Annotated in this window: 13 protein-coding genes; 7 read left to right on the forward strand and 6 right to left on the reverse strand. The window is 44.3% G+C overall.

The features are described 5' to 3' along the window. The first annotated feature begins 102 nt into the window (after nucleotides 1–102). A complete protein-coding gene (locus tag BUB28_RS08110) occupies nucleotides 103–2,112 on the forward strand; it encodes a dockerin type I domain-containing protein (RefSeq protein ID WP_072950484.1) in 2,010 nt (669 codons plus the stop codon). A 52-nt stretch (nucleotides 2,113–2,164) separates the two neighbouring features. Here BUB28_RS08110 and BUB28_RS08115 read toward each other — a convergent pair whose 3' ends face one another. From BUB28_RS08115 to BUB28_RS08125, 3 genes are all read right to left on the reverse strand, one after another. After that, nucleotides 2,165–3,718 carry an ABC-F family ATP-binding cassette domain-containing protein gene (locus tag BUB28_RS08115; RefSeq protein ID WP_072950485.1) on the reverse strand — a complete coding sequence of 518 codons (1,554 nt, stop codon included), beginning with the start codon at nucleotides 3,716–3,718 and terminating at the stop codon, nucleotides 2,165–2,167. A 139-nt stretch (nucleotides 3,719–3,857) separates the two neighbouring features. Next, nucleotides 3,858–6,482 carry a CotH kinase family protein gene (locus BUB28_RS08120; protein WP_072950486.1) on the reverse strand — a complete coding sequence of 875 codons (2,625 nt, stop codon included), beginning with the start codon at nucleotides 6,480–6,482 and terminating at the stop codon, nucleotides 3,858–3,860. A gap of 291 nt (nucleotides 6,483–6,773) precedes the next feature. Beyond that, on the reverse strand, nucleotides 6,774–9,905 hold the full coding sequence (locus BUB28_RS08125) for a CotH kinase family protein (RefSeq protein WP_081373443.1): 3,132 nt from the start codon (nucleotides 9,903–9,905) through the stop codon (nucleotides 6,774–6,776). Nucleotides 9,906–10,807: 902 nt separating this feature from the next. Here BUB28_RS08125 and BUB28_RS17255 point away from each other — a divergent pair. Next, nucleotides 10,808–14,950 (forward strand): endo-1,4-beta-xylanase, encoded by a 4,143-nt coding sequence (locus tag BUB28_RS17255; RefSeq protein ID WP_072950488.1) that lies wholly within the window; start codon nucleotides 10,808–10,810, stop codon nucleotides 14,948–14,950. A gap of 144 nt (nucleotides 14,951–15,094) precedes the next feature. Here BUB28_RS17255 and BUB28_RS08135 read toward each other — a convergent pair whose 3' ends face one another. After that, nucleotides 15,095–17,767, reverse strand: coding sequence for a glycoside hydrolase family 11 protein (locus BUB28_RS08135; protein ID WP_072950489.1), 2,673 nt, complete (start codon nucleotides 17,765–17,767; stop codon nucleotides 15,095–15,097). 237 nt (nucleotides 17,768–18,004) lie between these two features. Here BUB28_RS08135 and BUB28_RS08140 point away from each other — a divergent pair, with 237 nt between their 5' ends. Together BUB28_RS08140 and BUB28_RS08145 are read left to right on the forward strand one after the other, a co-directional pair. After that, the gene (locus BUB28_RS08140; RefSeq protein ID WP_072950490.1) at nucleotides 18,005–18,583 is read left to right on the forward strand and encodes an RNA polymerase sigma factor; all 579 of its coding nucleotides are present in this window, start codon (nucleotides 18,005–18,007) and stop codon (nucleotides 18,581–18,583) included. Further along, complete coding sequence (locus BUB28_RS08145) at nucleotides 18,580–20,082, forward strand: hypothetical protein (protein WP_072950491.1); 1,503 nt, start codon at nucleotides 18,580–18,582, stop codon at nucleotides 20,080–20,082. Before BUB28_RS08140 ends, BUB28_RS08145 begins: the two co-directional genes overlap by 4 nt. A gap of 150 nt (nucleotides 20,083–20,232) precedes the next feature. Here BUB28_RS08145 and BUB28_RS08150 read toward each other — a convergent pair whose 3' ends face one another. After that, the gene (locus tag BUB28_RS08150; protein WP_072950493.1) at nucleotides 20,233–20,706 is read right to left on the reverse strand and encodes a hypothetical protein; all 474 of its coding nucleotides are present in this window, start codon (nucleotides 20,704–20,706) and stop codon (nucleotides 20,233–20,235) included. A gap of 124 nt (nucleotides 20,707–20,830) precedes the next feature. After that, nucleotides 20,831–21,643: a DUF169 domain-containing protein gene (locus tag BUB28_RS08155; RefSeq protein WP_072950494.1), complete on the reverse strand. Its 813-nt coding sequence runs from the start codon at nucleotides 21,641–21,643 to the stop codon at nucleotides 20,831–20,833. A gap of 602 nt (nucleotides 21,644–22,245) precedes the next feature. Between BUB28_RS08155 and BUB28_RS08160 the strand changes: the two genes are divergently transcribed. Genes BUB28_RS08160 through BUB28_RS08170 form a run of 3 tightly spaced genes read left to right on the forward strand, consistent with a single transcriptional unit; the run spans nucleotide 22,246 to nucleotide 24,716 of the window. Then, the gene (locus BUB28_RS08160) at nucleotides 22,246–23,169 is read left to right on the forward strand and encodes an ABC transporter substrate-binding protein (protein WP_072950496.1); all 924 of its coding nucleotides are present in this window, start codon (nucleotides 22,246–22,248) and stop codon (nucleotides 23,167–23,169) included. A gap of 15 nt (nucleotides 23,170–23,184) precedes the next feature. Then, entirely contained in the window at nucleotides 23,185–23,946 is a 762-nt protein-coding gene (locus tag BUB28_RS08165) for an ABC transporter permease (RefSeq protein WP_072950498.1), read from the forward strand. Next, nucleotides 23,946–24,716 carry an ABC transporter ATP-binding protein gene (locus BUB28_RS08170; RefSeq protein WP_072950499.1) on the forward strand — a complete coding sequence of 257 codons (771 nt, stop codon included), beginning with the start codon at nucleotides 23,946–23,948 and terminating at the stop codon, nucleotides 24,714–24,716. The genes BUB28_RS08165 and BUB28_RS08170 overlap by 1 nt, the downstream gene beginning before the upstream one ends. The last annotated feature ends 99 nt before the right edge of the window (nucleotides 24,717–24,815 follow it).

The following is a 24,815-nucleotide window of genomic DNA, read 5'->3' on the forward strand; positions in this document are numbered from 1 at the left end:
GAATATGTTTGTGTAATTATTATAAAACAGAAGGTATATTTTTGTATGTAAAGATTTTTCTGAACGATGCAGAAAATAGTGAATAGAAGGGAAGTAGTAAAGATGAGAAAGATCAATCACAGATTTTCAAGAATGATCGCAGGTTTTATGGCAGTCCTGCTGACCTCGGGAAGCGGCATCATCGCTCCCGTTACAAAGGCTGATGCGGCACTTACAGACGGTATCACGCCTGTAAAGATAACCTCGTCAACATTTCCTGATGCGAATTTCAGGTCTTATATCTCAGGTGCGTTTGATAAGGACAAAAACGGCACTTTAGATGCTGAGGAGATACTGTACGCAAGAAATATCTGGTGCAACGGAAAGAATATCAAGTCGCTGAAGGGTATCGAGTATCTTACCGAGCTGCGCGGACTTTACTGCATGAATAACCAGATTTCTACTATGGATCTAAGCAAGAACCAGCAGATCACAGGTATATGGTGCTCGGATAATCTGTTTACCTCGCTGGATTTCTCAAATCTTCCGACGCTGGAATGGGTATATTGCTATAACTGTAAGCTTACCTCGCTTAACGTTACAAAAAACAAGAAAATGTCCTATATCGAATGTAATTCCAATCCTTTGAAGAAGCTGGACGTTTCTCAGAACCCTATTCTGGAGCATCTTATGTGCGGAGACTGTGAGCTTTCGGAGCTTGACCTCAGCCATAATCCCAATATGCAGCATCTTGACGCTTTCAGGAATAATTTCAAGAAGCTTGATGTTACCTGCTGTCCGAGGATGAAGCGCCTTAATGTATGGGATAACCACGAACTCGGAAGCATAGACGTAAGCAAATGCCCGGGACTTCAGACATACAACTGTGCAAATAACGGTGCAAAAAGTATAGACGTAAGCCATAACCCCGAACTGTATAAGCTTATATGCTCATATAATGAACTGGAAAGCATCGACATTTCCCATAATCCAAAGCTGGCTTACCTTGACTGTCTGCAAAATCATCTTAAAAAGCTTGATGTTTCAAATAATCCGAATTTACGCTTCTGTCAGGCATTTATAAACGACTTTACCGAGCTTGATATCAGCGGAAATCCCTTCCTCATAAAGACCTACAACGACGGTGAAAAAGAGGATATCTGGAATTACGGAAAATTCACTGCGTGGACTATAGATTTCGGCGGAGATACCTCTACAGGCGGAGATAATATTTTCTCGCTGAGCTTCGATAATAAGGTAAAGCTTAATGCTGAGTCCAACGGTACTCCACCTGTGGGCGTTGTGGAAGACAATACTGTTTATACGGATACGAAGGAGCTTATCACCCGTGAGGCGGCTGTACAGACGCTGTATGAAATGGCAGGAAAGCCAAGCGTAAGCGGTCTGAAGTCGAGATTTACAGATGTAGAGCACGGTTCATGGTATGAGGACGCTTTGCTCTGGGGTGAGAAAAATGCTCTGTGTCTTGGTTATCCTTATGTTCTTGCCGATACCTTTGGTGTGGGCAAGTGGGTATCAAGAGAAGATGCGGCACTTATGCTCATGAGATTTTCTGAGTATATGAATTATGAGCGTTCTATCGACTTCGGAAGAAGTGATGACTTTATGGATTATTTCGAGGTGGACTTCGACCACTGGGAGGCTATATGCTGGGCTTGCACATGGCATATCATCGAAGGCAAGGGCGAGGATGGCGCACCTAAGGAGGAACGCCTTATAGACCCTCACGGAAAGGCTACACGAGCTGAGTTCACAGAGATGATAAACACGATGCTTGAACTGAACAGGAAGTCCATCGAATTCCATATCCCAGAAAATCCCGAGACCAAGGAGCCTGAGGTGCCTGTGGATTATTCTCTCGGTGATGTTGATAAAAACGGAAAGATAGACTCTGTTGACGCTTCGCTTGTACTGAAGTATTACGCAGAGACCTCAACAAACAATAAGGGCAGCTTCAATGAAAAGCAGATAGAAGTTGCAGATGTCAACGGTGACAGTGTGATAGATTCCGTTGATGCTTCAAAGATACTTGCATATTATGCTTATGTGTCAACTGCAAAATCAGGGATAATCTCAATGGAAAAATTCATGCAGAATGATGCCAAAAAATAACTAAAATAAAACAGGAGCACGGTCTTGAAGGATCGTGCTCCTGTTTGCGTTATCATATTATTTTAGTTGACCATTCCTCGATATTCCAGATATTATCGGCAATATCCATGTAGAATTCGGGTTCGTGGCTTACTATGAGGACAGTGCCCTTGTAGTCCTTGATAGCCTTTTTCAGGGATTCCTTTGCGTCAACGTCAAGGTGGTTGGTGGGCTCGTCGAGAACAAGGAGATTGACCTCCTTCAGCATTATCCTGCATATCCTTACCTTTGCATTCTCGCCGCCCGAGAGCACTCTCATCTGTGAGGTGATATGCTCGGTAGTAAGTCCGCACTGTGCAAGGGCGGCACGTACTTCTGCATTTGTCATTGAGGGATATTCCTCCCATATAACGTCAAGTGCAGTTTTTGAGGTGCTTTCCTCCTCCTGCTCAAAGTAGCCGTATTCTACGAACTGGTCGTGCTCTACATAGCCCGATATGGGTGGTATTATTTTCAGCAGAGTTTTCAGCAGAGTGGATTTTCCTATTCCGTTTACGCCGCGGATAGCTATTTTCTGACCGTTCTCCACCTTTACGGATATAGGCTTCGTAAGGGGCTCGTCATAGCCGAGGACTACGTTCTTGCAGTCGATGACTACACGTCCTGGAGTACGGGCTTTTCTGAATGAGAATGTGGGCTTGGGCTTTTCACGCATAAGGGTTATCTTGTCCATTTTGTCAAGCTTTTTCTGGCGTGACTTTGCCATGTTGGTAGTAGCGACTCTTGCCTTGTTGCGGGCAATGAAGTCCTCAAGGTCGGCAATCTCCTTCTGCTGTTTTTCGTAAGCCTGCTCTATCTGCTTCTTTTTCAGCTCATACATTCTCACAAAGTTGTCGTAATCTCCTGTATATCGCGTCATAACTGCGTTCTCAACGTGGTATACCACATTTATTACGCTGTTCATAAAGGGTACGTCATGGGATACGAGTATGAAGGCGTTTTCGTAGTTTTGCAGGAAATTGGTCAGCCATCTGATATGATTTTCGTCGAGGAAGTTTGTAGGCTCATCGAGTATGAGTATCATGGGATTTTCAAGGAGTACCTTTGCAAGGAGAACCTTTGCTCGCTGACCGCCCGAAAGCTCCGCAACGTCCCTGTCGAGTCCTATCTCGTTAAGACCGAGACCGTTTGCGTATTCGGATATTTTTGCATCTATGGTGTAATAGCCGCTGTAATCGAGGATACTCTGTATCTCGCCCACTTCCTCCATGAGGGAATTCATTTCCTCGTCGGAGCAGTCCGACATTTTTTCATAGAGGGTAAGCATTTCGGCTTCAAGCTCGGAAAGGTGGTCGAAGGCTTCACGGAGCACATCACGGATAGTTTTGCCTTTGGCAAGGGTGCTGTACTGGTCGAGGTAACCTGTGGTAATGTGCCTGCACCATTCTATTTTGCCCTCATCAGGCTGTAGCTTTCCCATTATTATATTAAGGAAGGTGGATTTTCCTTCGCCGTTGGCTCCCACAAGTCCTACGTGTTCGCCTTTGAGAAGTCGGAAGGAAGCGTCGTTAAGTATCTGACGCGCACCAAATCCGTGAGTTACGTGTTCAACGTTGAGTATGCTCATAATATCCTCCAATTTACTGTGTTGGTTATAGGTATATTATACCATACAAATGAGTGTCCTGTAAAGAACTAAGGGGAAAACACTTTCCGCAGAAAGGTTTTCCCCATAATTACGTATAAGCTTTTATGCAAGCAGGTATTTACTTGGCTGAGTTTTTGAGGAGCTCTTTGCGGAGCGCAACAAGGTCGAATACGTCAGCGGACTTGTCGCCGTTCATATCTGCAAGCTTTGACTGCGCCTTTGTAAGGCTTCCTGTGCCGTGGAGGTACTTGCTCATAAGCAGGAGGTCTGCTACATCTATTGCACCGTCAGTGTTGATATCGCCCTGTGGATACTCCTCTTTAACGAAACTGCACACCAGTGAAGCGGCGTTGTCGGCGGTAATGGTTATAGTTTCGGAGTTTGAATTTACCGCTCCCGACCAGCCTGCAAATGTGTAGCCCTCAGCAGGCTTTGCAGTAAGAGTCACCTCATTGCCGCTCTCATAGGAGCCTGTCCAGATATTTTCAGAAAATACCGCATCGTCTGAGCCCACAGAAACGCTTCCTTTTCCCTGCTTTGTAACGGTAACGGTCGCAGTGTCCTGTGATATGCCGAAGTAATTCTGCATATGTCCAACAGCATAAACGGGGCGCTCCTTGAAGAATGTGCGCATATTCTCCATTTCCTCGTGATAGTACTCCTTGTGCTCTGACAGGACGCTCTCAAAATCTGAGTCGGGAGTACCGTTGTACCAACGCCATGCGGTCATGGTGATATAGTCCATGTATTTTTTTTCTTCTGCGTTGAGCTCATTGATCATTTTCGACGAATCGAATACAGAATAGGCATAGCAGTAGAATTTATCAACGAATTTCTTCTCGAATTCGGGATTGTCCAGCAGCTTTGCAAATATCACTGTCGGGATATCGTCTTTGACCTTGTCCATTTTTCTGAAGCTGTCGTACTGATATGGCTCAACATTGCCGAAGTCATCATAGGTGAGTCCCACCGAGTAATCGAAATCGAACGCACCAAATCTCCATTTTCCGTCGGTGTAGGGATTATCGTCTGATTTGTCACCGTTGTATCTCCACATGAAATAGTTGTAGTTCGGCCAGTCCCATGTGTTTATATAAATACCTGTGCAGTAGCAGTCGATGATACTGTCGATATCCACCTTAGAAGCTACGTAGTCGTAATTTTCCTTAACAGAAAGATCGTTGTCGCGGCAGAATTGTCCCAGATGCTGAAGGTTGTGAGGCTCTTCCTCGGGACCTGCTTCAAGCTCGCCGTTTTTATATAAAGTCACATTTTCGGAGGGGATATCATATTTGGAATGTATGTAATGCTCGGAGGCTTTTTCCGTTATCTCGTACATTCCCCACAGCTCGCCGTCAATGAAAAGCATACATCTGTCGCTGCTGTATGTGGCAAGAGAGGGAAGCTCCCGCAGAGAGGAATTAACTACACGCTCTCTCAGTCTGTCTATCCATGTAACGGCTCTGAGACCGAATGAATCGTAACGCTTTATTGTCTTGCCGTCAGCCACCGAATCGTTGTCCTCAATGAGCTTATAGTCAAGCTTTGAGTCGCCGTATTTGCTCCTTGCATACAGATTGAAGCTCTTTGCCTCGCTGTTCCTTGAAGAAGCACCTCTTATGCGTATGCCCATTTTCTGAGAGAAGCCGAGCTCACCGTTTCTGAAATATGTGATATCAGCCTCGCGTTCCCAAGCCTTGCCGCCTGAAAGAAAGTTTGCGATGTTTTCCGTATTTTCCTCACCGTCAGACCAGTCAAGGTACTGCTGACCTGCTACATAGATGCCGTTTTCCTTGCCGAAGAGGTTATCGGGGTCGGTGACTAAAGACACTACGGGGATATCCGAATAGTATCTGAGTTTTTCATCGCTCATCACAAAGAAGGTCTTTGTGGCGACTTTGCTGAATGTACCGTCTGAGTCTTTTGAGGCTGCTCTGACGATAGTTGCCTTGTCGAATTTTTCGGGATTGGCTTGGTACCACTGTGATAGCGTTATGGAGTAAGGACTGCCTTCCTCATACTGATACTTGCTGTAGACATTTTCCTCTGTACTTCTGTCATACATTGGTATAGCCTTACTGTAGACCATAGCGGTCTCTGAGGTCGTAGGGTCAGAGCCGTCAAGGGTATAATATATGGTATCCGCGGAGGTCAGAGTAAGCTCCTTTATGTCATTCACGCTGTAGAAGCCCGATTCCAGCGAGAATACAGGCTCGGCAGGCAGGGAAGAATTGTCAGCGGAAGGAGTAGGGGACATTATGGCAAAGCTGCCGTCCGCTGAGCGTCCGTATGTCATATCTTCTTCAAGGGCAGGGACTTCAAGCTTTTGGAGCTCATTGCCGTCAGGGGACGAAAGTATAAGAGTCTCTCCCGATTTGCTCAGAGCAAAGCCTGTGTTTGGCTCGGTCATGCCCTCGGTATCCTTGGCTGCGGCTACAGTGAGATAGCCGCCCTTTTCTATCACTGTACCCGTTGGGAAAACGTATTTCATAGGCTCTTCGGAGCTGTCGGAAAGACCAAATCCCGAAAGGTCGATATCTTTATCGCCGGCGTTATAGAGTTCTATCCAGTCAGAGGCTTTTCCGAGGCTGTCTGTGAAGCTGTTCTTGTTCTGTGTGCAGACTTCGTTTATGTAAAGTCCGTCCGAATCCTGTTCGGCTGTTGCATAGGGCAAACCGCAATGCAGGGTAGAGACCATGAGCATAGCTGCTGCAATGCTGCCCGTTTTTTTAATAAGGTTCATAAAAATACCTCTCTCCGTTTTTTATAACAAACTTATTATAGCGCATTGCAAACAAGAATTCAATATTTTTTTACAACTTTATTGACCGAAATTTCGCTGATTATCAGTAACGAGTGCTCGGAAGGGCAGGGGAAAGCGCGTTTTTTGGCGCTGTGAATACATTTTCGCGTATAAACCGAAAACCTGCCGGAGCAGTTAACTGCTGACGACAAGTTTTCGGCTTACTATATTTTATTCAGAAGCCAGCTTATATTATAGACGGCAGAAGCCGCATTCAGCTTTCAGGGAAGATTATTCTCCCTTGATGAATTTTCTGAGGAGCTCCAGATCGGCTTCATTGATAGTGTCATCACCGTTCATGTCAGCCGCGCTGAAATTCTGCACCTCGCCTTTTGCTATTGCTTTTTTCATGCTGCAAAGGTCGTAGATATCAACTACACCGTCGGCATTGAGGTCGCCGAGAGCGAATTTCTCATCGCGCTTGTCTGTTCTCCACCAGTTTATGTTGTAGAGATAACCGTCACCGCCGCGGAATATGAAATAGATATCGTGCGTGCCGTTGGTCTCATTTACTGAGCAGGTCTGAGTGTTCCATGTCTGCCAGCCGTTGGAGCTTTTGATATCCATTCTTCCGATGACACTGCCGTTTGGATCGTCAATGCGTATCTCCAGCTGTGCCCTTGCACCGTTTGAACCGATACGGAAGTCAATGTTCTTGACACCTGACAGATCAACATTTTTGAAGCCGATATAATCGTTATTTTCAGCGTATGCAACGTCAAGACCGCCCTCAGAGCAGTTTTCAGTGTCTATACCTGACTTGATATCGTATTTCTCAGCCTGTACTACCTTGCCGAGAGAAACTATTCCTGCCTTGAATGAATAGGAAGTAACCTTCGGAGTGCTTGAAACAGGCTTTGTTGTAGTTGTAGCGGTGGAAGTTTTTGAAGTAGAAGTTGTTGTTTTGCTTGTAGTTGTGGTGGTTTTGCTTGTGATAGTAGTAGTAGTTGTTGTTGGCTTTGCATTTGGATCGCCGTAGACAGCCTCTACGGTCGCATCGCCTTCAAGTCTTATCTTTATAGATGCTGTTGAGGTGTCGCCGTTTGTTATCTTTGCGCCGTTTACCTTCCAGTGAGAGAAGGTCTTTCCCTCAACAGGAGTAGCCTTTATATAGATGTCGTAGTCCTTGTGGTACTTACCGCTCCAGCTGTTTATCTTTCCAAGCTCAAGGGTGTTGAGCTTGATGCTTCCGTTGCCGGGAGAATTAACGACTGTGAGTCTCTGCGGCTCTGATGAAAGTCTTGCAGCAGAGCGGAGAGTGCGTTCTGCGTGAGAATAACGCTGAGCGTAGAACTCTGTAACTGTGTTCATATCGCCCTCAAAGCGTCTTTCACCGTTTGAGCCTGATAATCCGCCTGAATGGAAGCGTGCAAAGGTATCGACTACCTGCTGTCTGAACTTGTTCCTGTAGCTGTCTATGACTGCTTTTGTTCTGTCAGTAGTGAAGTTATAGTTTGCAAGGTCCATCATAGTTCTTGCGAATTTATTTCTGAACTGCTCGTTGTTCATAAGGCTGTTGAATACTCTTGCGAGCTGGCAGTTGCTTTCGCGTATGCGTCTGAAGCAGTCAGCGGAAAATACCTTATCCTCTGTGCCGTAAAGGCCCTGTCCCGATTCGGTATCGAAGCATACCATTCTCCATTTGCCGTCAGCGTATGGATTTTCGGGATCAACTGCATTTGAACGCCAAGCCATGAAGTTGTTCTGCGGCCAGTCAGCATTGCACCAGTAGATCTGTGCAGCGAAATAGTCCATAAATGACTGGATATCGAACTTGCTGCAAAATTCGTCATATGACATATTTCCGTTGGAAATACCGTCGCAGGCTCTGCGCCAGTCGTTGAGGTCGTTATCACTGCCCTCCTCGAGTCCGCTGTTCTTTATTATGGCAACGTCGCTTTTCATAACGCCGTAGTGGTCGCTGAAGTAGTTTTTGTTCAGCTTTTCCATTACCTGATAAATTCCCCAGAATTCGCCGTCGATAAATACGATGCACTCCGACGTAGCCTGAGTAGCAAATGCTCTGTCTGATACAAGAGCCTGATTTATGCTGTCACGGAAGAAAGCGCCTGAGTTGTCGTTTCCGCCGTTTCTGAGAACGATGCCGTCATACTTCTTGATAGCCTTGCCGTTCTTGGCTTTTGTTGCTTTGCCTGAGAAGAAGTCGAAACTGAATTCCTCTGTTCCGTAATCCTTGCGCGTGTATACGTTGAAGCTTTTCTGAGCGAGACATCTTGAGAAAGCGCCCTTGATACGGATACCTACGTTCTGGTCGATAACTTTTTCACCGTTGTCGAACATTGTAAATATAGCAGGACGCTCCCATTCCTTGCCCTTCATTGTGTAATTGGCTTTTTTATCCCAGGGATTTTTGCCCTCGCCCCTGTGCTCCTCGTAGACCTTTCCCAGGCAGTATATACCCTTGTCATTGTCAAAGAGATTTGCAGGATCGGTAACAAGAGAAACTACCTTCATGTTTTTGTAGTATCCCGAATTAGTCTTGCCTACAAAATATGTTTTTGTGATATATTCACTGGGACGACCCTGAGCGTCTACTGCTACAGCGCGAATTATAGCCGCTTTATCAACATTTTTGTTCGGAGCTTCTGCACCGTCGGGAACTATATCCGTGCGTGCGCTGAGACGGTTTTTAGTGTCAGTCATATCCTTGATAGTAAGGGGCTCGGTATATTTTGCTGAGCCGAATACAGGATCGCTGCCGTCTGTTGTATAGTATATGTCGCAGCCTTCATCGGCTGTAAGTGTCAGAGTAAAACTGCTGTCATAGAATCCGCTTTCATGTGAGAAAGTAGGGGCGTGTACAGCATTTGTGCCCTCGGGCTCGGTGTTTGACTTCTCGGGAGTACAGCTTAAAGTGTAGTACTCGCCGCTGCCTTCGGGATACTGACCGTAAGACGTATTTTCTGCAAGGGCACCAAACGTTATTTTATTGACCGTATTTCCGTTTGTGTCCGACAGGATAAGAGTCTCGCCCGAAGCTGAAAGACCGAAAGGGGCTATCTTATTATTGTTTGCTGCTGCGTCACTGTCACAGAAGACGACCAGCCTTCCCTCGGCAGCAATCTTTGTTCCGCTTGGGAATACATATCTGAAAGGCTCCCCTTCCTTGTCAGTAAGTCCCCAGCCCGAAATATCGGCTTCTGTCTTGCTGCTGTTGTATAACTCGATCCAGTCATAGCTTCCCCCGTCAGCAGCATGATAATTGGTGTTTTTTGCGCAGACCTCATTGAATGTTACCTGACTGTTTGAATCGGCATTTGCCGGAAGGTACGATGCTGATTGCAGCAGCATACCAAGACATAGTACCCCCGCGATACTACGACTTTTGATTTGTTTCTTCATTTTTTTCACACCTCATCTGAAATAATACCCTCTCAAATTGCCTGTGCCTTATCAGTGTTAGTGTAATTATTAATATGATCTATCGTGTCAATTGTCAAATATATTTCTCAACACAGGCAACTTAATTATTATAACATATACACAAGGCTATTTCAAGCCTTTTTTCAGATTTTTTTATCTCTTTTAAGTAAAAAAACAGGGGTAAAAAAATGCTTTTCATTGTCGCTGTGCTCTTATTGCATAAAAAAAATAAATTATTAATTGATTTTTGCACAAATATTGCAAAATGTAATATCCGTATGGTTTTATACAGCGTTAACGGTTATATAATTTAATAATTTAAAATCAAACATACACTGTGAGTAAAAACTCTTAACGTAAAAGTATCACATTTAAGCTTTTTTCAACTTTATATGCTCGATAATCTGCTTTAGCGTGATACAACGCCTTGCACATGGCAAATGGCATAAAAACGAGCAGAATATCAGCGCAATAAAGTGCAAAAATAACAAATGTGGCTTTTCAAAGAGTAATTTTTAAAAAGAAATATTCGGTTTGTAAATAAATCCACCGCAATATTATACTGGTTTTTAGTCAAAAATCAGGAATAATATCACTTTTGTGCTACAAAATCAGCATACTCAGGGTATAAAAAATAAAAAAATTACAACCGTAAATTGAGTATTTAAGAAAAGAAGTGGTAAAAAAACAAATAAAAATGCGCGGTAAGGGCTTCAATTCGGACGATATGGGAGAATTAGCAAATTTTGACTTGAATTGTTCACAGAAATGTAATAAAATGTACGTAAAGAAATGCCGCAAAAGTCCTACTCAGCTTTTGCGCTTTTCTTTAATTGTAAAGGATATCATTTATTACGAAACGAAAGTGAGGTTTGATCGACATGAAAAAGAGCAACTTCAAAAGATTTGTCAGCGCAGGCGTTACTGCACTGATGGTTGCTTCAAGTATCCCGTCGGTCCCTGCTGCAGTGGTTCAGGCTGCTGACGCACAGCAGAGAGGCAATATCGGCGGATACGACTATGAAATGTGGAATCAGAACAGTCAGGGTCAGGTCTCGATGCAGCCGGGCGCAGGTTCTTTTACCTGTTCATGGAGCAACATTGAGAACTTCCTTGCTCGTATGGGCAAGAACTATGACAGCCAGAAGAAGAACTATAAGAGCATAGGCAAGGACATCACACTTACCTATGACGTTGAGTACACACCAAGAGGAAACTCGTATATGTGTGTATATGGCTGGACAAGAAATCCTCTTATGGAATATTATATCGTTGAAGGCTGGGGCGACTGGAGACCACCCGGAAACGGTGCAGAAAACAAGGGTACAGTAACTCTTGACGGAAATACATACGACATTGCAAAGACAATGCGTTACAACCAGCCATCACTTGACGGTACTGCTACTTTCCCACAGTACTGGAGCATACGTCAGAGAAGCGGCTCGGCTAACAATCAGACAAACTACATGAAGGGTACTATCCACGTAGGCAAGCACTTCGACGCATGGAGCCAGAAGGGTCTTGATATGTCGGGTACTCTCTATGAAGTTTCACTTAATATCGAAGGCTACAGATCAAACGGATCTGCTAATGTAAAGAGCGTAAGGGTATATCCCGACGGACTTGAAAACGGCGTGGATATAAATCCTTCTACACCTGCAACACCAACAGTAGAGCCTGATGCAAACGGCAACTACTTCACAAGCACATTCGAAAGCGGCAAGGGCGACTGGTCAGGCAGGGGCGACGCGTCAGTTTCAGTCGATTCTGAGAACTACTATGACGGCAGCAAGTCCCTTTATGTATCCGACAGATCAAACGAGTGGAACGGCTGTGCAATTCCGCTTGACTCAGGTGCATTCGTCCCCGGTCAGACATACAGCTTCAGTGCTGCTGTTCTTCAGAAGTCAGGCAGCACGGTAACAATTCAGATGTCACTCCAGCAGGGCGACGGCAACGGCGCATCTTATACACAGATCGCAACAGCTGACGCTAAGAGCGGCGAGTGGACAAAGATCGAGAATACAAAGTTCACTATTCCTGATAATTCAGGCGATCTGGTGCTTTATATCGAGACTCCCGAAAGCTCGGGCGACCTTTGCGACTTCTATATAGATGCGGTTCAGGCATCAAAGTCAGGCAAGGAGTCATCTGTAAAGACAGGCGGCGGCAAGGTAGGCGAAGGCACTTTTAATCCGCCATATATTGATGAGAACCCAATTACACAGGGAACAGGCGTTGCTGCACATCAGAACATGGATTATACTTACAAGAAGGGCGGAGACGGATTTAAGGATCACGCAGGTCCTTTATTCAGACTCGGTACTTCTGTAAGTGCAAACGAAATAAATACTTCACAGGGACAGAATTTCATCAAGCAGAATTACAATTCTATCACTTGTGAGAACGAAATGAAGCCTGATTCTATCGTAGCAGGCGTAAACGGCGATAACGTAAACATCAGCCTCAGAAGCGCTGATCCTATCCTCAAGTTCGCTGAGCAGAACGGCATCGGCGTTCGTGGCCATACCTTCGTATGGTACAGCCAGACTCCGGGTTCACTGTTCCAGGAGAACGGCAGAGATGTCTCACCTGACAGAATGAACAAGCGTCTTGAGAGCATGATAAAGAATACTTTCAATGCTATCAAGCAGAATTATCCAAACCTCAAGCTCCATTCTTATGACGTTTGTAACGAGCTTTTCGTTAACGACGGCGGCGGAATGAGACCTTCCTATAATTCAAACTGGGTAAGAGTATACGGTAACGACAGCTTCGTTATCAACGCATTCAAGTATGCAAGACAGTATGCTCCAAAGACCACAAAGCTCTACCTCAACGATTACAACGAGTACATGAGCGCAAAGACTACCGACCTCTACAACATGGCTAAGAAGGTAATGGCTGAGGGCGACTATATCGACGGTATCGGTATGCAGTCACACCTTGACTCAAAGTATCCTTCTGCAAGCGAGTACGAGACAGCTATCAAGAAGTTCGAGAGCCTCGGTCTTGACGTTCAGATCACAGAGCTTGATATCACAAACAGCACAGGTACAAACAGCAAGCTTTACCCCGAGATATTCGAGGTTATCTGTAAGCACGCTAAGAACATCTCCTGCGTAACTCTCTGGGGCACGACTGATGAGAGAAGCTGGAGATACCGTGAGAACGGTGGTTCACCGCTTCCATTCAGCAACTACCAGCCTAAGTCGTTCTACAATGACATCATCAAGATAATGGATAAGTATGCTACTATCCAGCCTACCACCACAACTACAACTACAACAACTACTACAACGACCACTACAACTACAACAACAGCTGCTGTAACTACCGTTGACCAGAAGGCAGCCCTCGAAGCTAAGGTAAGCAAGTGGGGCGATGCTAACAAGGACAGCACAGTAGATATGGGTGACGTAGTTCTTGTAATGCAGTCGCTTGCTAATCCGAACAAGTATGAGCTTTCCGAGCAGCAGGCTGCAAATGCAGACGTATATCAGGCAGGCAGCGGTATCACAACAAACGATGCTCTGTCACTCCAGAGATATCTCTTAGGTCTTGTTAAGTCACTTCCTGAGAGCTGGGCTTCAAATCCCAATGGAACAGCTTCACAGCAGACAGCAGCTGCAACACAGGCTCCCGCAGCAACAACTACTACAAAGGCTGCTGTTGTAAACAAGACATATCTTGACAATTCATTCAATTCAGGTTCACAGAACTGGGGCGGAAGAGGCGGTGCTTCCGTAGAGTTAAGCACAGACAGCTTCTACAGCGACAATTCACTTTTCGTATCGGACAGATCAGCAGAGTGGAACGGTGCGGCTGTAACTCTTGGCTCTGATTTCGTAGTAGGACAGTCATACAGCTTCAGTGCTGCTGTTCTCCAGCAGTCAGGCAGCGATGCAACAATCCAGATGTCACTCCAGCAGGGTGAAGGCGATTCAGCAGTATACACAAGCATTGCAAAGGTAAATGCCAAGAGCGGTCAGTGGACAAAGCTGGAAAATACATCATTCACTATCCCTGATAACTCAGGCGATATGGTGCTCTACATTGAGACACTTCCTGATTCGGGCGACACAATGGACTTCTATCTTGATAACGTAGTAGTTGCTTCTGAGGGCACACAGTCTTCAGTTGTAACAGGCGGCGGTACAGTAGGCGAAGTTCCCGAGCGTCCTGTTTCAAACTTCAACTACAACGCAAACGCTCAGTTCAAGGAAGCTCCCGGCAACTACTTCAATCAGTGCAGTCAGCAGGGCAAGGTGATAAGAGAAAGCTACAACGGTATCAACGGCGGCAATAACCTTAACGTATACCTCCCTTACGGCTACGACAAGAGCAAGAAGTACAATATCTTCTACCTCATGCACGGCGGCGGAGAGGACGAGAATACATTGTTCCATCAGAACGACACAATGATGCAGAACCTCTTCGACAACATGATAATGAACGGCGACATGGAGCCGCTTATCGTTGTTACACCTACTTTCAACAAGACAGAAGCAGGCAAGTTCTACAGCGAGTTCCGTCAGAGCGTAGTTCCTTTCGTTGAAGGCAAATATTCAACATATGCAGGCGGAGATACTTCACAGTCATCACTCCAGAAGTCAAGAATGCACAGAGCATACGGCGGCTTCTCAATGGGTTCAGTTTCAACATGGGCTGTTCTTGAAAACTGCCTCGACATCGTTGGCTACTTCATGCCTCTCAGCGGCGACCACTGGGGCGGCAACTCTGCATACGACAAGGCTAAGTCAATAGCAAATGCAATTGATAAGTCAGGTCTCAAGAAGAATGAGTACTTCATCTTCGCAGCAACAGGTTCAGATGATATAGCTTATCCAAACGTAAATCCTCAGGTCAATGAGATGAAGAAGATGAGCCAGTTCGTATATACATCTGATTTCTCAAAGGGCAACTTCTACTTCCTGGTTGCTCAGGGCAAGACACACTGGTGGGGCTATGTAAGACACTACGTTTACGATGCACTCCCATACTTCTTCCACGAAGGCCAGTGATCTCTAACTAAGCTTTATTCATACACATTTGTTTTTACAGAATATAGTAATTTCTGATTTTATCCCTCGGTATTGTGCCGGGGGATCTTTTTTGGGCAAAAAAAGACCATAGCTGTATGGGAAGTACAGTTATGGTCTTGATTTTTATGTTGTTTCCTGTTCGATCCTGTTTCTCATAAGGCAAAGGTCATATGTATCCCATACGCCGTCGCCGTTGAGATCGTAGTTATTGCCGCTGTTTATACGGACATTTTTGCCGAGAATGAAGTCCTTCAGCTGCTGAACATCTTCGGCTGTAAAGAGCTTTTCTTCATCGGGAATGGCTCTTATTTCAGCGGAATTGATGACTGCCGAACCTGCATTGCCGAAGCTATGCATAGTAAAGCCTGCCGAGCTTATCCAGTGGAGTTTAAGCTCGTATTTCCTGAGCTGGTCAATGATATCCGAAACAGCTATGGTATTCTCATAGCGTGTATGCTTTTCGGGGATATCCTCAGCCTTGACGGGCTTTAACGACTCCTCGCGTGTGAGTATGATATAGGGATTTGAAGCAACTGTGACCTCGGGATAGTATATCTTAGCGTTATATACTGCTCCGCCTGCCTCTATTTTGCCAAGCTCAACTGGATCGCGCGGTAAAAATCCAAGCAGTTCCTTTCCCGGCTCCTTGTCCCATTTATCAGCGACTAATATGTCATATCCCACATAATCGCCGTTGTACTCATATGAACGGAAGGGGTCTCCCGATGTGTAGTTGAAATCGGCATTTTTACATTCAATAATACCGCCTATTATACAATTTGAAGCATCACTTTCATCGGTAAGCTCGCCCAGATCAACGTTGTAATCGACATAGACTCTGTCATAATCCGCAAACGGTCTGTTCTGCCACATTTCTGTATTAGTGTAGGACGGTCCCGATTGTCCGAAATCTACCAGCCAGTCATTTCGCGGAGAAGTATCAAAAGCTCCCCATTCGCTGTTCTCATTTTGAGCAGCACCCCAAGGGACGGTATTTTCAAGATCGGGCTTAAAGCCGCTGAAACCGGTATTGGAAGGATTGTAGCTGTTGCCTTTTATCAGATCCCAGTTGTCCCAGTTATCGTTATACTTGATCCTTTTTATGGTGAAGCCGTGATGCTCATCATCATTGGAAGACGACCATTCGGGCTGTGAGGACTTATCCCATTTACATTCGAGCTTTTCGCCTGCTAAGCCGTGCATCTCTGCATTAGCTCCGATGATGCTGTACATATTATTATCTACCCTTGATTCTGTCTTTCCGTCGGATAGATTTACCTTTCTGAGCTGTTTTTCGTATTCACCGTTGTCAGCGGTAAACTCAGGCAGGGTTATCTCGTTCTTTGTGACCTTGATATTTCCCTTTGAACAAATACCGTCAACGTAAAGAGTCAGCTGAGAAGGCGTACCCATGAATTCGTCCTTGCCCTTTATGAAGTCAACGAACGGCTCAAGCTCATGCTTTACGGAAACTGTACCGCTTTCTGCGGCGTTCCTGTTGACAAAGTAGTATATAGGTATCCTCTGTGACTTGAAGCTTCCTTCAAGAGCCGTTGTTTTGGAATATACATCATAAGTGTTTCCATCGACTGTTATTTTTCCTGCATTTACGTTAAATCCCGAACTCCAGTCACGACAGGCATCAATGATGAACATTTCTATGTGAGAATTATAGTTATTGGTCTGAGGACCGTCAAGCTCTGCAAATACGCCTGCGAAATATCTTCCCTCAACATCTGCATCAAGGGAATAGTCTATGGAAGAATTTGAAAGCGCCTTATAGGACTGTCCTTCCTCAAACTTCTTTCCGCGCTGGAAAACAGAACCCCATGAGGCTGTGTTTTCGGTAGAGTCCCACTGCGCATTGAACAGTGACGGAGCAAGCACATCCATTTTTGCGGGAGTGGCACTGCTCAGCATATAATAGTGACCTGTGCGTACACCCTCGTCATATTTGTCTTTCAGTGTAATGGTTTCTTCCTCGTTTACGGTTTCGTTCTCAACGAGCTCGGGCATATTCTCGGCGTCGAGCTTGGAAATATATATCCTTGCATCGCCCTTTGAATAAGCTGCTTCCGCGAACACTGTGATGTCGGTTATATCGCCGACATTACAGCCTGCCTGAGCAATGGCACCGAGCTTATCGCTGACGCATACCCACCTGTCCTCGTCACTTTTGTTATTCACTTCAAAGGGCTCGTTTCTGAGGCACAGTATGTCTTTCTTATCAGTAGAGGAATAGATAGTGTATTCAGCGTCTAAATACTTTACATCAGTAGTATTTCCCCATATGGAAGTCGCTCTGAATTCGTCCCTGCTTTTCAGGACGGCTATCTGTTCGTAGCCCTTGTTCTTTTCGATAATGCTCTTTCCGTCGACGGAGTCGTCTATTTCAAGGATAGTAAATGTGCTGCCCTCGGAATTGCGTACACGTATGCCAAATCTGAAATAGCCCTTTGGTGAGCTGTAGCCTTCGACATTTACAAATTTAGTGTAATCAAGAAAGGTCTTTCCCAGCTTTGAATATTCGACAGGTGCAGCAAACTTCCAGCCTCTTACCGCTGAAAAATCTTCTTCATTGTCCCAGCTGCAATCAAAATATCCGCTTTGAGCCGTGTTCATCTGAGCCTTGCCGTCTTCGTCATGGTTTGTTAATTCGTAATAGAAGCCATTGTTAACGCCGCTGCTGTTATGGTCTATTATCAGATCCGAATTTGCAGAGAAAGAAGAAACGTTTACCGTACACAGCGCTGCCGCAGTCATAGCTGAAAGCAGTTTTTTTGTATGAATTTTCATTTTTGCCCTCCTTTATGTTTGATAAAACACGTTGTATTATGCACATATTATATACTTTATCCTCGGAAAAATCAAGCATTATTTTGCTATTTTACATACATTTAAAAATACCGTGGAGCAAAAACAAAAAAACTGAAAAATTTTTTCGGATATCTGAAACACTTTACATTTGTGTCCTGAGTAAGTATAATGAAAACGATAGAACATCGCAAACCAAAAATGAAAAGGAGGAATATTATGACTGATAATGAATACAGAACATTATTTGAAAAGTCACCCGGTTCTGCACAGAATGCGCTCTTTGAAGAATACATCAATTATGTATATTCCATCGTTTTCAATAAGCTCAGGAGCTGCGCAAGTGCCGAGGATATCGAAGAATGTGTCAGCGACGTTTTTTCTGCTGTTTTTCTCAGCTATGACAGCAAGCAGAACATAAACGGCGACTTGAAGGGTTACATAGGGAGGATAGCATCGAACAAGGCGATAAATATGTTCCATTCGCTTTCTGCAAAGAACGGACGCACATCTTACATCGAGGAAATGGAGACACATCTGCCGTCAGGTGAAGCTGTTGCAGAAAATGCCGAGCAGACAGAGCTGCGCAATGTAATGATAAAATGCATAAGAGCTCTTGGCGAGCCCGAGTCGTCAATTATGATACATAAGTATTATTACAATATGAAGTCGAGCGAGATAGGGAAAAAGCTTTCGCTGCCTGCTGTAACGGTAAGAGTGAAATGCAGCCGCGCACTTAAAAAGCTGAAGGAGCTGCTCACGGCTGAAGGATATGACCTGGAGGAGGGAAGACTATGAACGATAACAAAAGGATAGGGTTTGACGTGCTTGAAAATACAGATGAAAACAAAATAAAGGAAATGGGAGCAGATTCTCCTATACTGACAGAAAAAACAAAAGAAAGAATGTTAAAGATGAGCAAGGAAAAATTCAACAAGGCAAAGGGCATTAAAGCAACAGAAAATACATATACAGACAATGAAGGGTATACCGTATCTGGTGAAGCCGAGACATATAAGCGTTCAACCATAAAGCGCATAGTTACTGCTGCGGCAAGCTGTGCGGCTGCTGTAGTCCTTATCGGTACAACAGCATTTATGCTTCACAAAAAGCCTGAAAAGCCTGTAGTTCCTGACCGGAATATCACTACAAATGCAGATCAGAATGTGACCAATACGGGAACAACAGTCACAGGTACAAAAAGAAATGCCATAACTCTTACAACAGGCTTACAGACTGAAACGACAAAGATGACCACTGTTACTACAAATGTTGTAAAGGATTTTAATATCACTTCACCTGTTCCGCAGTCTGATCTTGACCGTGCCCGTGAAAAGGTAATTGATAATGCTATAAAGAATTATAACTTTGCCTATAATATACGGTATAAATATGTGGATCTTAATGCTGACGGTACTTCCGAGCTGATAGTATATTACAACGATGCATATGAGGTAATCGAGATATACAGATATAACGGCTCTGAATATGTATATGACATAAATGAATACGGTCAGAACGACAATAAAATATCCTTCACTTCCGCACCGTTTATAAGCAATGACGGAAAATGCATAAGACTTATAAACCAGGAAGGTGGTCTTGTATTCATGTACGTGACTATGGGCGATGACTATTCTATAAATTTTGAAACGTTCGGTGTTCATCAGGATTGGGAAGATTTTGAGGCACATAGAAATGAGCCGGGATATCAGGATAAAACTGCTTTTTATCATAATGGAAAAAAGATATCCGAGAGCGAATACAATTCATTGCGTGAAGAACGAAATGCAATAGAATTTACCGAGATGACTGATTTTGTCTTCGTTACCGATCAATCCGATCCGACCAGAGCCGAAAGACAGAAGCTTGAAGCAGAAGAACAGGAGCATAAGGAATACAGAAAGCTTCACCCCCACTGTGATGACTACGGTTCATTAGAGGTAAATACTACATATTGGGAGAATCTGGGCATCATGGACGGCAGCACCAATTATAATATGTATTACAAAGCTGAATACTGCGACGGCACTACAAGTGAAGATATGAGGATATCTCCGTTCCTGTATTTAGGCGAGGAATATGATTACAATATATTAAGCGTAGTAATACCTTACGGCGAAAATGATTACGGTCCATGCCATGTAACGGTATACGTTGCACCTGAAAACGAACAGGAATATTTTGAGCTTTTTGAAGGTGATATGGACTTCAAAAACAGGACATGGCAAACAGACGATGAGGAGATAGACAGATATATCGATTCAGAGTTCTCCTATTTCAGTGATTATAGATAAAAAAGCAGTAATATAAAAAAACGTCGCTTTGACTTCGTTACATATATAGACGCATACTGTTTTAGTGGGAGCCCCTTTTTCAAAAGGGGTTTTCTCACTTATTAGTACAAAGCGTCTGTATAGTACCGAGGTCAGGCGGCGTTTTTTGTGTTATGCTTGTTTTACTGTGATACCTGTATCGAGGTCAACGATCTGAGTTGTTAGGAAAGGTCTTGTTTTGAAAATAAGGGATACATATATTGTATATGTAGTGCCGTTTACAGTGATGTCCTCTTTCAGGATATCGAAAAGATTTCCCATTTTATCGGTAGGATAGATATTTTTCCAATTACCGCGAGCGTCATATATATAGTTAAGGGATCTGTATTTATTGCAGAATTCATATTTTTCTTCATCGGTAGAGAATTTGAAATCCCTTTCACTGATATACTTTTTCATGTCACTGCTCAGCATATTGTAATCAATATAGTTGCTCAGGTCGCTGATGCCTGTACAGTTTTCTTCCAGGTTTTCTATGTAGTTTTCGGAATACAGCTTATTGGCAATGAACCAGAATAAGACCGATAATGCTATAACTGCAAAAGCTGCTGCAAGCTTTATGAATTTGACTTTTTTTGTTTTCATTGTTATATCTCCGTTCTCTTTTTTATTTTAAATAATGCCCCGAAGGAGGGAGCCTTCAGGGCGTTATTCAACTCAGCCTCGAAGAAGGGAACCCCGAGGCGTTGTCTGCGTATGATAATGTGACTTAAAGTCCGGGGATAGAATAGCTTTTTCCCTCGTCAAGCCCCCATGCCTTGAACATCTTGTTATAGAAGGTGGGGCGGGCGAAATCGTATTCCATGTTGGTGTGGAAGAAAGAGTGCTTCATGCCCATATAATTAAGTGTTTCCAGACCCTTTGCAAGCTCCTCGAATTTAGAATTTGGTACAGAAAGGATAACGTCGTCCTCACTTGTGTTTGCGTTTGAATAATCACCGGGGTCAGGGAATGAAACGCGGTATTCGTTCTTTGTGAGGGAGGGGATAATTCCCCATACACATGAATCTATGGCGTCAAATTCGGTTTTCATGGTGGTTCCAGTCTGAGTTTTTATGCCCATAAGGATAGTGCGCAGCTCTGAGTTCCTGCAATTGATTATCAAAGCGTCAGGCTTGAATTCGGCGCTGCCAAGAGGAGCGGTAAGTATTCCCTTGTATACGCCTGTGGGCAGGTGGGGCATATTCTCGATAAAGGCGGCAGCTGCATCGGGATCCCTTATGCCGATAACGGGAAGGAGCTCGTTGAATTCGGGAGTTCCTTTTTCAAGCTTTACCATGCCGTAGCCTATGAGCGGAGCCCAGCACCAGTGATCCTGCTTCTGCATATATACTGTCTTTCCCTCTCGTCTGGAAAGGGCGAAAGCCTGACACAGCGACATATGCTGACCCATGTCACGAACAGGATAAACCGTGTTCTGCGGCAGTTCGGATTCATCGCTTATCATTTTAAGAGCCATTGCGTCATAACGTTGTCCGATAGTTTTTTTCAGCAGTTCCGAAATGCGTCTGTTAAGTTCCATAGTATGTCTTTTCCTCCGATATTTTTGGTATTGTCTTCGTTTAGATAAATTATATCATATTTGCGGGTATTTGCTATTACTTTTTTGCTTTGTTTATCTTGCATTTATTGCTCTATAAATAATAAACGTAATGAAAACAAAAAATGTTACATGATCTGGAAAAAATTTTTCGGTAACTTTGTTTTATGCTTGCAGGGTGTATGAAGCAGGGGTGAAAAATGACTGCAATTAAGGTTCAGCTTATATAAACCTACTATTCTTATAGATTAAATCTATAATTATGCACAAACATTGTTCCAATACCGTGAACAGTTATGGTAAAAAGACTGATTTTGGCAAAAACATTCAATTTCGTATTGACAAATAAGCCTCTATGTTGTAAAATCAAATCATATTAAATCAATATGAATAATCTGATTGGAGGAATTGCAAATGCGTAACCTTAAAAATAATAGCTATGAACTGAATATAATGTGCATGATGCAGTGCTCCGAGCTTACTGTATCATAGTTTTGTTATGCTCTATGAAAAACAGTAAGGCATCGGAGAATCAATGATTCTCCGTTTTTTTGAACCCGTTTATATGAAAGGAAAAGATAATTATGAAAAGAAGAATATTAACAGCCGCACTTACATTGACACTTGCCTTATCGTCTGCATCATGCGGCAAAAAGGACGAAAGCGATGCAAACGGCATAAAGATAGCATACCTGCCCATAACCCATTCACTTGCTGTACTTGAAGAGGCTGAGGAGCTTGAAAAGGAGTCGGGCTTAAAGGTAGAGCTTATAAAGTACGGTTCGTGGAACGAGCTCCTTGACGCTCTCAACTCAAACAGAGTTGACGGAGCTTCTGTGCTTATCGAGCTTGCAATGAAGTCGAAGCAGGAGGGCATAGGCATAAAGGCTGTGGCTCTCGGACATCACGACGGAAACGTTATCGTTGTGGCAAATGATATTTCGTCTGCTGCCGACCTTAAAGGCAAGACATTTGCCATACCTCACAGACAGTCCTCACACAATATCCTGCTCAATGATGCACTTGCCACAGCAGGACTTACCGTAGACGATGTAAAGGTAACAGAGCTTGCACCTACCGAGATGCCTTCCGCACTTGCAAGCGGTCAGATAGACGGCTACTGTGTAGCAGAGCCCTTTGGTGCAATGGGTGTAAATCTCGGGGTAGGAAAGGTGCTTTTCAGCTCCGAGGAGCTTTGGAAGGATTCACTGTGCTGCGGACTCGTTCTCACCGACAAATTCATCAATGAGCGCACAGACGATGCAAAGTCATTTGTGGAGAGCTACAAGAAGGCAGGCAATTCACTTGACAAGGCAAAGGCTAAGGCTACTGCCAAGAAGTATTTCAGCCAGAGCGATGAGGTGCTGGATATATCATTGCAGTGGATATCCTACAATGACCTTGACATAACAGAGGAGGAGTACAATACCCTTGCCGAGAAGGTAAAGGAGTACGGTCTTTCCGACAATCCTCCCACATATTCCGAGTTTGTAAAAAATGATTTCTGATAAGGCGTGATACCTATGAAAAAGTTACTTTCACTTAAAAATGTTATTGTTTCACTGGCGATACTTATACTAATCTGGCAGATACTTTTTTCCGTGAGCAGCTATAACAAGGCACTTTTCCCGTCACCGAAAATGGCTTTCGATGCACTGCTTGAAATGATAGAGAACGGCAGGCTGCTGGAAAATGTAAAGACAAGTATGTACCGTTTTGCGGTAGGCTATTCAAGCTCCGTCATAGTTGCGGTAGTGCTGGGACTTATCCTCGGCAGGATACCGAAGGTATTCCAGTACGTGAACCCTGCATTGCAGCTCCTGAGACCTATATCGCCTACAGCGTGGATGCCCTTTATCGTGCTGTTATTCGGCATAGGTGATGTGCCTGCTATTGTTATAATCTTTATTGCTGCGTTTTTCCCTGTACTGCTCTCGACTGTGTCGGCTGTCGGCAATATCGACCCCATATATCTGAAGGTATCGAAGAATTTCGGCATAAAGCAGCCTTCACTTACATGGAAGGTCATATTCCCTGCGGCATTTCCGCAGATAGCAAACGGCATACACCTTGCTCTCGGTACAGCATGGATATTCCTTGTAGCAGGCGAAATGGTTGGAGCTCAGTCAGGTCTGGGCTATCAGATAATAGACGCAAGAAACAATATCCGTGCGGATATACTGCTTGCTACAATACTTGTGATAGGCGTGATAGGAATACTTCTGGACAGCATACTGAAAGTGATCGAAAAAGCTGTAATGAAGTCGTGGGGAGGTGCAGTCTGATGTATATTGAAATAAAGGACGCTTGCAAGAATTATGTTCAGGACGGCAAGGAGTTTACGGCTCTTGACCATGTTTCCCTTGACATTGAAAAGGGGGAGTTCATCTGCCTTCTGGGACCTTCTGGCTGCGGAAAGAGTACGCTTCTCAATGCGCTTGCAGGCTTTGAAAAGGTCAACAGCGGAAGCGTGAAGATAGACGGAAAGGAAGTAACTGCTCCGTCGATAAATAATATCACTATCTTTCAGAATTACGGACTTCTCCCGTGGAGAAACGTTCAGAAAAACGTGGAGCTGGGACTTGAATCGAAAAAAGTTCCAAAGTCGGAACGTGCTGCGGCTGCGAAAAAGTATCTGGAGCTGGTTGGACTCAGTGGCTATGAGAAGCGCTATCCCAAGCAGCTTTCGGGCGGTCAGCAGCAGAGAGTGGCAATTGCAAGGGGACTTGCCGTAGACCCTGATATAATCTTCATGGACGAACCATTCGGCGCACTTGATGCTATCACACGTATGAAGTTGCAGGAGGATATTCTGAGGATTTCCCGTGAGGAGAAAAAGACTATAATTTTCGTGACTCACGATATCGAGGAGGCAGTGTTCCTTGCTGACAGGATAGTAGTGATGATGGCTGACCCGGGCAGGGTAAAGAGCGTTGTAAAAGTACCTCTCGGCGACCACAGGGACAGAACGAGCGAGAATTTCCTCTATGTTCGCGATAAGATATTCGAGCTGTTCAACCTGAAATCTGACGAATACATCGAGTATTATATTTAGCCGTTAGCCCTTAGCCTGTAGGGGCGGATATTATCCGCCCGTAAGCAACAATGCAAGTATAAATGACCAATTGTAGGGGAGCCCGCCCTCGGGCTCCCG

Origin of the sequence: Ruminococcus flavefaciens, from assembly GCF_900143025.1 — a bacterium.
Taxonomy (GTDB): domain Bacteria; phylum Bacillota; class Clostridia; order Oscillospirales; family Ruminococcaceae; genus Ruminococcus; species Ruminococcus flavefaciens_I.

What these genes read in the sequence shown, in the direction of transcription:
- BUB28_RS08110 (WP_072950484.1), top strand. Translation starts at nt 103, where the DNA reads ATGAGAAAGATCAATCACAGATTTTCAAGAATGATCGCAGGTTTTATG.
- BUB28_RS08115 (WP_072950485.1), bottom strand. Translation starts at nt 3,718, where the DNA reads ATGAGCATACTCAACGTTGAACACGTAACTCACGGATTTGGTGCGCGT.
- BUB28_RS08120 (WP_072950486.1), bottom strand. Translation starts at nt 6,482, where the DNA reads ATGAACCTTATTAAAAAAACGGGCAGCATTGCAGCAGCTATGCTCATG.
- BUB28_RS08125 (WP_081373443.1), bottom strand. Translation starts at nt 9,905, where the DNA reads ATGAAGAAACAAATCAAAAGTCGTAGTATCGCGGGGGTACTATGTCTT.
- BUB28_RS17255 (WP_072950488.1), top strand. Translation starts at nt 10,808, where the DNA reads ATGAAAAAGAGCAACTTCAAAAGATTTGTCAGCGCAGGCGTTACTGCA.
- BUB28_RS08135 (WP_072950489.1), bottom strand. Translation starts at nt 17,767, where the DNA reads ATGAAAATTCATACAAAAAAACTGCTTTCAGCTATGACTGCGGCAGCG.
- BUB28_RS08140 (WP_072950490.1), top strand. Translation starts at nt 18,005, where the DNA reads ATGACTGATAATGAATACAGAACATTATTTGAAAAGTCACCCGGTTCT.
- BUB28_RS08145 (WP_072950491.1), top strand. Translation starts at nt 18,580, where the DNA reads ATGAACGATAACAAAAGGATAGGGTTTGACGTGCTTGAAAATACAGAT.
- BUB28_RS08150 (WP_072950493.1), bottom strand. Translation starts at nt 20,706, where the DNA reads ATGAAAACAAAAAAAGTCAAATTCATAAAGCTTGCAGCAGCTTTTGCA.
- BUB28_RS08155 (WP_072950494.1), bottom strand. Translation starts at nt 21,643, where the DNA reads ATGGAACTTAACAGACGCATTTCGGAACTGCTGAAAAAAACTATCGGA.
- BUB28_RS08160 (WP_072950496.1), top strand. Translation starts at nt 22,246, where the DNA reads ATGAAAAGAAGAATATTAACAGCCGCACTTACATTGACACTTGCCTTA.
- BUB28_RS08165 (WP_072950498.1), top strand. Translation starts at nt 23,185, where the DNA reads ATGAAAAAGTTACTTTCACTTAAAAATGTTATTGTTTCACTGGCGATA.
- BUB28_RS08170 (WP_072950499.1), top strand. Translation starts at nt 23,946, where the DNA reads ATGTATATTGAAATAAAGGACGCTTGCAAGAATTATGTTCAGGACGGC.